This window comes from Limosilactobacillus equigenerosi DSM 18793 = JCM 14505, from assembly GCF_001311375.1.
GTDB lineage: Bacteria > Bacillota > Bacilli > Lactobacillales > Lactobacillaceae > Limosilactobacillus > Limosilactobacillus equigenerosi.
Genome location: NZ_BBAS01000005.1, coordinates 89,201 through 99,274 on the forward strand (window position 1 = coordinate 89,201; position 10,074 = coordinate 99,274).

Consider the following 10,074-nt stretch of genomic DNA (forward strand, 5'->3'; position numbering starts at 1 on the left):
ACTATCGCTTTATTGTACCATTATTGTTATAATAACCGGAATTAAACCTAATCAGGAGGTACTTATGAGTCAAAATTTAAAAGGCACCCTCATCTTAACCCTGACCGCCGTGATTTGGGGCTCGGCGTTTGTGGCCCAAGCGGCCGGAGCGGATGCAGTTGGCCCTTTCACCTTTAACGCTAGTCGGAACATCATGGCTGCGCTTTTCTTAGTCTTATTAATTACTTGGCGTCATACCGGCACCAGCCCCTTTGCCTATGGCACCGCCGTCACCAACTTTAAAGCTCATTGGTTACCTGGGCTTTACCTTGGCCTCGTCCTCTTTTTAGGGGAAGCCTTGCAACAAGGAGGAATTAGCCTTTACCCAGCCCATGTTGCTTCCGCCGGCCGCTCAGGGTTCTTAACTTCGTTATACGTCGTGATTGTCGCCATTGTTTCCTGGTTACTCGGTCGTACCCGGTCATGGTTAATTGCGCTCGCCGTCGTCTTATCTTTAGTAGGCCTGTACTTACTATGTTTCGCGCACGGTTTACATGGGATTTACTGGCTGACTTACTTTCATTCGCCTGCGCCTTCTTCTACGCGGCCCACATTATCGTCATTGATCATTATCTCGGCTATGATAGTCTTTACTTATCACTGATCCAATTCATCACGGCCGGGTTCTGCGCTGGAATTGTGATGATTATGGTTGAACCCGTTACCCTATCCCATTGTCTTCACGCCCTCGTCCCAATGATGTACGCTGGGATTATGTCGAGTGGGATTGCTTACACCCTCCAAATTATCGGGCAAAAATATGCCGAACCCGTCTCCGCCGCCCTTGCGATGTCGTTAGAAGCCGTCTTTGCGGCTCTGTTAGGGTGATTGATCCTGCATCAAGGCTTATCTGGGCACGAATTATTCGGGGCTGCGCTGGTCTTTAGCGCCGTCATTATCGCGCAACTCCCAGACCTAATGCAGACTAAGCAACTGAAATAATCAGCCGTTACCGGTAGCCATCTTGGTTACCGGTTTTTTTGATCCTAAAAAAGACCAGCCACATTTGGGCTGGTCTTTTCATTATAATTCGGTATTAATTAATGATTAAGCTAATTTTTCCATGTATTCAGCTAAGCGCCGCATACTTTCTTTGATGTTTTCATCTGAAGCGGCGTATGACAACCGGACATACCCTTCGGCCCCAGCCCCAAAGACGGAACCTGGGATCACCCCAACGGCGGTCTTTTGGGCAAGGTCTAAGGCAAACTTAAAGTCATCCGTGCCAAATTGAGCTGGAATCTTTGCAAAGACATAAAAGGCTCCTTGTGGCGTCGCTAACGTAAAGCCCAGTTTTTGCATCGCGGCGACAATAAAGTCCCGCCGTTTTTGGTAGGCTTCCTTAAACTTCACCGCGTCATCCCGACCGTTGTTTAAGGCTTCAGCCCCGGCGGCTTGGGTGGCATTATTCACTGAGACAACTAAGTAACTATGTAATTGGCTCACCGACTTCATAATGTCAGCCGGCCCCGCCACATATCCTAACCGGTAACCAGTCATCGCGTGGGACTTGGACATGCCACTGACAATTAACGTTTGTTCTGGCAATTGGGTCGCAAAGGAAATGTGGGCTTGATCGTACGTCAAGTCACTGTAAATTTCATCCGAAATCACTAACAAACCGCTTTCCTTTAAAATTGGCACTAAGGCGTCAATTTCAGCCTTCGTAAACGTCCGACCGGTTGGATTGTTCGGATAGTTTAAGATAATCGCTTTGACGGCCGCCCCATGTTCAGCGAGGGCCCGCTTTAAATGATCAGGAGTTAATTGGAAGTCATCTTGACTCGTGTCTAACATCACCGGTTCGGCCCCAGCCAATTTCACTTGGGCAAAATACAAGGAGAACGCTGGCGTTGGAATCAAAACCTTATCGCCTGGATTGAGCAACCCATATGAAATAGCCGCTAAGGATTCGGTTGCCCCATCCGTCACGACAATTTCACTTTGGACGTCATAACTTACTGCCCGCGTATCCAATAAGTAATCGTGAATCGCTTGCCGGAGTTCCAACTTACCAACATCTTGGGCATAGTGGGAATCGTTGGCTTCGATACTCTTAATCGCGGCTTGCTTGACGTGTTCGGGGACGTTAAAGTCCGGTTCCCCCAGCGTTAACTTAATAATCCCGGGGACACTTGAAATTTGATTATCAAAGGATCGAATCGCTGGTGGCGTCATCGTATCCAATAAATGGTTATGTAATTGCGCTAAACTAGCTGCAGTTGCTGGCATTGGCAACTCCTTTCTCGTCTATAAGACGTTTTCCAAACCAACCACGAGTTGGTCTAATTCGTGAACATGTTCTAAGGCGACCTTCACGCCGCTCATAAAGGACTTCCGGTCAAAGGAATCTTGGCGGATCGTTAAAGCTTCACCGGCGCCCCCAAATAAGACTTGTTCGTGGGCAACGTAACCCGGTAAGCGGACCGCATGCAGTTTGATGCCCTCATAGTCACCACCACGGGCCCCAGCTAAACTTTCATGTTCGTCCGGCGCCGTTTGATGAGCCGACCGGTTTTGGCTAATTAACTTTGCCGTATTCAACGCCGTTCCCGATGGCGCATCCTTTTTATCTTCGTGGTGCATTTCAATGATTTCAACGTCGGGGAAGTACTTGGCCGCTTCTTGGGCAAACTTCATTAATAAGACCGCCGACATCCCAAAGTTCGGCGCAATCAAGCCCCCTAATTGGTTGGTTTTCGCTAAGGCTTGGAGTTCGCTTAATTGTTCATCCGTCAACCCAGTCGTCCCGACTACTGGCCGCATCCCATGGGCTAAGGCAAACTTCACGTTTTCGTACACGGCACTTGGCAAGGTGAAATCAAGCCAAATATCCGCCACGCCCGCGGGAACATCCGCTAAGGCCGTGTACACCGTGGCACCGGCTGGTAATAACGCCCGGTCGTCAGCATGCTTTGGTGTTGTTAAACCCGCTACCACTTCAAAATCTGGCAGTTCATTAACAAGGTTGGTAGCTTGTTGCCCCATGGCGCCGGTAAACCCGGCAATTAATACTTTTGTCATCTTATTCCCCTAATTCTGTTGGTAATTCACCGGCTAAGGCATCAGCATCTAATCCTAACGCCACGGCTAATTGACTGGCTTCATCATCCGTCAACGTCGTAATTGGCAACCGACATTCCCCAACGTTAAATCCTTGAGCGTTTAAAACGGCCTTCACCGGACTTGGACTTGGGAACATGAAGCAAGCTTGCATCCGTGGCGTTAACCACCGTTGTAAACGGCCGGCTTCCGTCACGTTGCCCGCGGCTAAAGCGTCATACATCGCCCGCATTGGCTTCGTGTAAAGGTGAGCGGCCACCGAAATGACCCCGTCACCACCAAGGACCTTGGCGGTTAAGGCTTGGTTGTCTTCACCCGTAAAGATGGCAAAGTCACTCGGTGCGTGTTCGACGATGACTTGCAGTTCTTCGAGACTCGCACATTGCTTAATCCCCGCGATGTTTGGGTGTTGTGCTAATGTCAAGATGGTTTCCGTGTCCATCTTAACTCCCGTCCGGCCCGGAATATTGTAAATGATAATTGGTAATTCCGTTGCATCAGCGACCGCAGTAAAGTGAGCGAGCATCCCACGTTGGTTGGGCTTGTTGTAAGGTGGCACGACCACTAAGGCGTAGTCAATGCCGTCAATTTTAGCCACTTCATTTGTAAAGGCAATCGTTTCAGCGGTATTGTTGCTCCCCGTCCCGGCAATGACTGGCACCCGGCCATCAATTAATTGGCCAAAGTGTTGATACAAAGCAATCTTTTCGTCATGGGTTAACGTTGGGGTTTCCCCCGTCGTCCCCCCAATTACGAACCCCTTGTTACCTTGATTGAGTAAGTGTTCCGTTAATTGATCTAAGGCATCAAAATTAATGCCGTTTTCGTCAAATGGCGTCACAATCGCCGTCATTAAATCTGCTTGCTTTAATTCCATTTTTAACTCCTCATTAATTTTCCTGCATCCGCATCGTTAAGAAACCTGTCATCGCGTCGACACCGGCTTGGATGGCTTCTTCATGCGGCGTAAAGGTGGCCGCATGCAATGGTGAATCATCTTCGACCCCGAGCCAGAACATCGTCCCCGGGAACTTGGCGAGTAAGAAGCCAAAGTCTTCCCCCGTCATTGCTGGGGCGGTTTCCTGGAACTGCACGGCCGGATTACTTTGCATATAGTCGATAAACCGCGTTGTTAATGCCGGATCATTTTCTACCGGCCAGTAGCCCCCTTGGTTTAATTCCAAGTTGACCGTCACACCATAAGTTAATTCAATTCCACGACAAATGTCCGTTAAGCGTTGATCAATCGTTTCAATCATCGTTTGCGTCAGGCCCCGAATCGTCCCTTCCAAACGGACCGAACCGGCAATCACATTTCGGATGGTGCCTCCTTGCATCAAGCCAAACGTTAACACTCCACTTTGAATTGGATCAATACTGCGCGAAATAATCGTTTGTGCTTGCATGACTAACGCACTGGCCGCCACCACGGCATCATTGGCGTTTTGCGGAAAGGCCGCATGTCCACTTTGGCCGATGACGTCAATATTAACTTCCGTTGTCCCCGCAAACAGCGTGCCATTCCGGCAGCCAATCACACCAGTCGGTAAATCCGGATTATCGTGGAAGCCATAAAATTCGTCCGGGCGCCACTGACCACTAAATAAGCCCAAGTCGTAAGCTAACTTGCCGCCATTTTCGCTTTCTTCAGCGGGTTGGAAGAAAAAGACTAAATTATCCATTGGTTGGTGTTCGCTGAAGTAACTTAAAATCCCCAACGCCACCGTCATGTGAATGTCGTGCCCACACGCGTGCATCTTGCCCGGATGCGTTGACGCAAATGGTAACCCCGTGGCTTCTTCCACCGGGAGAGCGTCAATATCGGTCCGATAACCAATCGTCCGTTGGGGATTTCGCCCGGCCACGCGGACAAAAATGGCCGTTGGTAATTCACTCGGCACCATGATTTCTAAATGCGTTTGATCCATTTGTTGAATCACATTTAATAGGTAGGCATGCGTTTTTACTTCTTGTAATGCGAGTTCGGGAATTCGGTGTAAATCCCGCCGAATTTGAATTAATTCATCGGTTGTTAACGTCGCCATCGCGGTTCGTCCTTTCTAAAGCTTCCGTAAATCGTCTTCTAAGGCTGTCTTGCTTTCAGTCTTGGCATCAACTTGCTTGATGACCTTGGCTGGCACTCCCGCTACGACCGTGTGAGGCGCTACATCTTCCGTAACGACGGCGCCGGCAGCGACTACGGCCCCTTCACCGACGTGGACCCCTTCGATCACAACCGCGTTGGCCCCAATCATGACATCATCGTCAATCCGGACTGGTTCGGCACTGGCTGGTTCAATTACCCCCGCTAAGACCGTACCGGCACCAATGTGGCAGTGCTTACCGACAATCGCCCGGCCACCGAGGATGGCGCCCATATCAATCATCGTATCAGCGCCAATTTCAGCCCCAATGTTAATCGTGGCCCCCATCATAATGACAGCATTGTTACCAATCACCACTTGGTCCCGAATGATGGCCCCTGGTTCAATCCGGGCGTTGATTTCTTTCATATCTAACAATGGGACGGCGGAATTCCGGGTTTGGTTTTCAATCCGGACGCCCATGAAGTCACCTTCGTGGTCAGCTAAGAACGCCTTCACATCTTGCCAGTCCCCAAACAGCGTCCCCGTGTGTTCTTCGACGAACGCATCAATCGTGTTAGGGTAAGTTAAATCATCTAAGTCATGTCCCTTGACGTAGACTTTAACCGGCGTCTTCTTAGGAGCCGTCCCGATGTAGTTAATAATTGATTGTGCATCTAATTGAGCCATAATAATTAGTTCTCCTTTAGTTTATAAATTGTAATCTTGATCTAAGCGGGCCATATCTGACCACGTTTCGCGCTTGACGACTTCTTGGGCGTGGCCATTTTCGACGAAGACCACCGCTGGTCGTGGATTGCGGTTGTAGTTCGAAGCCATCGCGTACCCATAGGCCCCGGTGTCAAGCATCGCTAAGACATCGCCAGGCTTGGTAGCTGGCAAAGCTTGGTGATAACTTAAAATATCACCGGATTCACAATACTTCCCGGCAATCCGGACCGTTTCCGTCGCTGGTGCTTGCGGATCATTGGCTAAAACCGTTTCGTATTCGGCTTGATACAACGCTGGCCGGATGTTATCTCCCATCCCCCATCAACGGTTAAGAATGGTAAGTAGCCTGGAATATCTTTGCGGGAGCCGACCGTGTATAAGTTGTAACCGGCTGGGCCAGCAATTGACCGCCCCGGTTCAATCCAAATCCCGGGTTCGGGTAAGTTAGCCTCACTGGCGGCCTTTTTAACGGCCTTCACAATGGCATCAACAAAGGCCTCCGGCGCTAACGGATGATCGTCCGTCGTGTACTTAATCCCAAAACCACCGCCGACGTTTAAGATTTCGGTCGTGTAGCCAAATTCATCGTGCCAATGCTTGGCCACGCTGACGAGCTTTTGAGCGGCCCCTTCAAAGCCAACGACTTCAAAGATTTGGGAACCAATGTGCGCGTGAATTCCACGCATGTGCATCCGCGGGTTCGCTAACACTTGTTGCAAAGCTTGATCAGCTTGCCCCGAATCCAGGTCAAACCCAAACTTACTGTCGACTTGACCGGTTTGAATATATTCATTGGTGTGAGCACTGATTCCCGGCGTAATCCGGAGCATCACATCGGTTTGCGTATCTAATTCCGTTAATAATTGACTTAATAATTCAATTTCATGGAAGTTGTCAATTACAATCATCCAATGTGGTGCGTTAACGCTAAGCGTAATTCCGTGGCTGACTTGTTGTTACCATGGAAGGTCGCCTTGTCCATCGGGAAGCCGGCTTGAATCGCCGTCGTCATTTCCCCACCGGAAACGACATCAATGTGCCCATGTTCTTGCGCAACGACTTGATACATCGCCTTACTAGCGAAGGCCTTGCTGGCATAACTAACTTCATAATCGACTTGATTTTGTTCAAAGACCGCTTGGAAACGCCGAAATTGGTCGCGAATTTGGGCCACATCATAAACGACTAAGGGCGTCCCAAATTCCGCCGCTAATTCTAACGTATCAACACCACCAATCGTTAAATGACCGGCGGCGTTAATTTGATCGGGTCGAATTTGTTCGTTCATCAATAATCCTCTTTCATTCATTAAAAATTAAAAATCCGAGCCAATAGCGGATACACTACTAGCTCGGACTTCGCATACATAAATTTCGAATTCGTCACCGATAGCGCCCCGCAACGTGTTAACTCGTTGCGACAGTCCGAGGTCTCTTAAACCCCGCCCCAGCACAAGGACTTGCCAGGTCCTTGCACTTCGGCAATCGCCCCTTTCTTAATCCGTCTGTGCCGTGGCTGGCTCAAGATTAATACTCTTGTTGATTGCGCCTCTGTCTGATTTAATCTTAGTTTAACGATGACGATGTTTTTTTGTCAATCAATTATCAGAATTTTCTCATATATCTGGAAATATTCTAATTTTTCGCTTGCCAGGTAGATAAAAAATGATAAAATGCAGGTAATTTACTTTTTTAAATGAGGTTTTAAACATGAAAGTTATTAAATTTGGTGGGAGTTCGCTCGCCAACGGAGATGCCTTTGCACAAGCAATCGCGATTATTAAGGCGGATGCCGACCGTCAAGTCGTCGTTACATCGGCGCCCGGCAAGCGCTTTGCCGACGACATTAAAGTCACGGATTTATTAATTAATTTTGCTAAATTAACCATCAACGGCCATACGGCTACGGATATTATTGCGGCGATTTTTGGCCGTTACCAAGCAATTGCCCATCACTTTGGGGTCCAAGATGACGAATTAAGTGAATTGCATGAATTACTCGTGGCCTTGCCACAAGCAACGTATCCAAATAATGATTACTTAATGGCCGCTTTTAAAGCCCACGGGGAACGGTTAAACGCGAAGTTAATGGCCATTATTTTAAACCACCAAGGGGTTCCTGCCCGCTATGTTGATCCATTAGCAGCTGGGTTCCGGGTCACGGGGACGCCAAACAACGCCGTGATTAGTCCAGAAGCCTACGTTAACTTAGCCAAGCTCGATCTAAAGCCAAATGAACGGATTATTTTCCCAGGCTTTTACGGTTATACTTTATCTGGATATATTGCTACCTTCTCCCGGGGTGGTTCGGATGTGACCGGGGCCATTTTAGCCCGGACCTTTAACGCTGACTTGTACGAAAACTTTACCGACGTGGATGCGATTTACTCGGCGAACCCAAACTTAGTGCCGGATCCACTGCCAATTGCGACGATGACCTACCGGGAAATGCGAGAATTATCTTATGCCGGGTTCTCAGTGTTCCATGATGAAGCCTTAATCCCCGCCATCCAAGGCCAAATTCCGATTAACGTGAAAAACACTTGGCACCCGGAAAAACCAGGAACCATGATTGTGCCTGAACACGATTTTCAACCCGAACGAATTTTAACTGGGATTGCCAGCGGGCGTCATTTCGCCGCCTTATACTTACACAAGTACTTGTTAAACAAGGAAAATGGTTTTACACTCCGGATTTTACGAATCTTAAACGATAACAATGTCTCATACGAACATATGCCATCCGGGATTGATGATTTGACGATTATCTTCGACCGCGATAAGCTAACGGATGAACAGGTCGATGCGATTTGTACCGCTGTGCAACAAGAAATTAATCCCGACCGCTTGGAATGGATTGATGATTACGCAATTGTGATGCTGGTCGGCGAAGGCATGGCTCACACTCCGGGCGTTATGATGAACGCCACCGCCCCCCTCGCTGCGAACGGGATTTCCTTACAAATGATTAACCAAGGGGCCTCCCAAATTTCAATCATGCTCGGGACGCGCCGCGAAGATGCCAATCAAGCAGTTCAATTAATTTACCAACAATTTTTAACTGACCAGGAGGATTAACTAGATGGTTGAATTAACCAAGGTCCACGGTTCCATGAACCAATTCTTTATTTTGGACCAAACCTTACTTGATACTCCCCTCACCGACGAAGAATTAAGTGCCCTCGCCCAACAAATGACCAACCCTACGACGGGAGTCTTGGATGGTTCCGACGGGATTTTAGTCGTTGACCACTCCGAACACGATGGCGTCCTCGCCCAAATGCGGGTGATTAATGCGGATGGGAGTGAAGCGTCCATGTGTGGGAATGGATTACGAACAGTCGCCCGCTACTTAGCGCAAAAGCATGGCGAAACGGACTTCTTAGTCGAAACGATGTACGCCGATTTACGCGTCCGCCAACAACCTGACTTTGCGCCCGGCGTGCCCGCGTTCGCCGTCGAAATTTCACCGGTTAAGTTTGATCGGACCGACTTACCATTTGAAAACTTAGGTCGCGACCGGATTGTCGATGAATGGGTGCCAGAAATTGCGCCCGGCTTGAAGTTTACGACTTTAGCGGTCCCAAATCCGCATTTAATTAGTTTCATGGACCACGAAACTTTACATGGTGATTTGCTTGGTGAAGTGGGGACGTGGTTAAACGGTGATAACCCCTACTTTACCGATGGTGTGAATGTCAACTTTGCCGAAATTTTAGGCAAGAACGAACTCTTTGTCCGCACCTTTGAACGGGGCGTGGGCTTTACGAACGCCTGTGGGACCGGGATGTCGGCCACGACGTTAGCCTTTGCTTTAAGTCACCCTGAGTTAGCTGACTTTAACACGCCAATCACCGTCTACAATCCAGGTGGAATGGTCAAGACGATTTTGCATCATAACAATCATCAATACTGGATTGAATTAATTGGGAACGCCGCCGTCACCCATCACTTCACGGTTGATGAACAGTTATTGCATGACGCCAACGTGACGCCGGATCAAATTGACGTGGTCGCAACGGATGAACAAGCTGCCTACGACCAATTTGTGGCCAGCTTAAAGCAATAATTATTAACCCCCTGGTGTTATTTTTAACGTCAAGGGGTGTTATTATCAAGTTAGAAAATCAATTGAATATTGAATCGTTATAAAAAGA

9 protein-coding genes, 1 pseudogene and 1 riboswitch are annotated in these 10,074 nt (G+C 48.6%); of the genes and pseudogenes, 4 read left to right on the forward strand and 6 right to left on the reverse strand.

The annotated features are described in order from the left end of the window. Positions 1-64: 64 nt before the first annotated feature. Positions 65-643 carry an EamA family transporter gene (locus JCM14505_RS03950; RefSeq protein ID WP_054653099.1) on the forward strand — a complete coding sequence of 193 codons (579 nt, stop codon included), beginning with the start codon at positions 65-67 and terminating at the stop codon, positions 641-643. Further along, on the forward strand, positions 601-867 hold the full coding sequence (locus JCM14505_RS09525; RefSeq protein WP_263848950.1) for an EamA family transporter: 267 nt from the start codon (positions 601-603) through the stop codon (positions 865-867). Before JCM14505_RS03950 ends, JCM14505_RS09525 begins: the two co-directional genes overlap by 43 nt. A 219-nt stretch (positions 868-1,086) precedes the next feature. Here the strand turns inward: JCM14505_RS09525 and JCM14505_RS03960 are convergent, their stop codons facing one another. The 6 genes and pseudogenes from JCM14505_RS03960 to lysA form a co-directional block, all read right to left on the reverse strand. Continuing rightward, positions 1,087-2,271 (reverse strand): aminotransferase class I/II-fold pyridoxal phosphate-dependent enzyme, encoded by a 1,185-nt coding sequence (locus JCM14505_RS03960; RefSeq protein WP_054653103.1) that lies wholly within the window; start codon positions 2,269-2,271, stop codon positions 1,087-1,089. An 18-nt stretch (positions 2,272-2,289) separates the two neighbouring features. Next, positions 2,290-3,063 carry a 4-hydroxy-tetrahydrodipicolinate reductase gene (gene dapB, locus JCM14505_RS03965; protein WP_054653105.1) on the reverse strand — a complete coding sequence of 258 codons (774 nt, stop codon included), beginning with the start codon at positions 3,061-3,063 and terminating at the stop codon, positions 2,290-2,292. A 1-nt stretch (position 3,064) separates the two neighbouring features. Beyond that, positions 3,065-3,979: a 4-hydroxy-tetrahydrodipicolinate synthase gene (dapA, locus tag JCM14505_RS03970; protein ID WP_054653107.1), complete on the reverse strand. Its 915-nt coding sequence runs from the start codon at positions 3,977-3,979 to the stop codon at positions 3,065-3,067. 13 nt (positions 3,980-3,992) lie between these two features. Continuing rightward, the gene (locus JCM14505_RS03975) at positions 3,993-5,147 is read right to left on the reverse strand and encodes an N-acetyldiaminopimelate deacetylase (protein WP_054653109.1); all 1,155 of its coding nucleotides are present in this window, start codon (positions 5,145-5,147) and stop codon (positions 3,993-3,995) included. Positions 5,148-5,162: 15 nt separating this feature from the next. After that, the gene (dapD, locus tag JCM14505_RS03980; RefSeq protein WP_054653111.1) at positions 5,163-5,876 is read right to left on the reverse strand and encodes a 2,3,4,5-tetrahydropyridine-2,6-dicarboxylate N-acetyltransferase; all 714 of its coding nucleotides are present in this window, start codon (positions 5,874-5,876) and stop codon (positions 5,163-5,165) included. 21 nt (positions 5,877-5,897) lie between these two features. Then, positions 5,898-7,206, reverse strand: a pseudogene (gene lysA, locus JCM14505_RS03985) (diaminopimelate decarboxylase). A 93-nt stretch (positions 7,207-7,299) separates the two neighbouring features. Further along, positions 7,300-7,479: riboswitch (Lysine riboswitch) on the reverse strand. Between the two features lie 148 nt (positions 7,480-7,627). Here lysA and JCM14505_RS03990 point away from each other — a divergent pair. Further along, positions 7,628-8,995, forward strand: coding sequence for an aspartate kinase (locus JCM14505_RS03990; RefSeq protein ID WP_054653113.1), 1,368 nt, complete (start codon positions 7,628-7,630; stop codon positions 8,993-8,995). 4 nt (positions 8,996-8,999) lie between these two features. Then, positions 9,000-9,986 (forward strand): diaminopimelate epimerase, encoded by a 987-nt coding sequence (gene dapF, locus JCM14505_RS03995; protein WP_054653116.1) that lies wholly within the window; start codon positions 9,000-9,002, stop codon positions 9,984-9,986. The last annotated feature ends 88 nt before the right edge of the window (positions 9,987-10,074 follow it).

Excerpts from the sequence above, each read along its gene's own strand:
- JCM14505_RS03950 (WP_054653099.1), top strand. The coding sequence starts at position 65 with ATGAGTCAAAATTTAAAAGGCACCCTCATCTTAACCCTGACCGCCGTG.
- JCM14505_RS03960 (WP_054653103.1), bottom strand. The coding sequence starts at position 2,271 with ATGCCAGCAACTGCAGCTAGTTTAGCGCAATTACATAACCATTTATTG.
- dapB (WP_054653105.1), bottom strand. The coding sequence starts at position 3,063 with ATGACAAAAGTATTAATTGCCGGGTTTACCGGCGCCATGGGGCAACAA.
- dapA (WP_054653107.1), bottom strand. The coding sequence starts at position 3,979 with ATGGAATTAAAGCAAGCAGATTTAATGACGGCGATTGTGACGCCATTT.
- JCM14505_RS03975 (WP_054653109.1), bottom strand. The coding sequence starts at position 5,147 with ATGGCGACGTTAACAACCGATGAATTAATTCAAATTCGGCGGGATTTA.
- dapD (WP_054653111.1), bottom strand. The coding sequence starts at position 5,876 with ATGGCTCAATTAGATGCACAATCAATTATTAACTACATCGGGACGGCT.
- JCM14505_RS03990 (WP_054653113.1), top strand. The coding sequence starts at position 7,628 with ATGAAAGTTATTAAATTTGGTGGGAGTTCGCTCGCCAACGGAGATGCC.
- dapF (WP_054653116.1), top strand. The coding sequence starts at position 9,000 with ATGGTTGAATTAACCAAGGTCCACGGTTCCATGAACCAATTCTTTATT.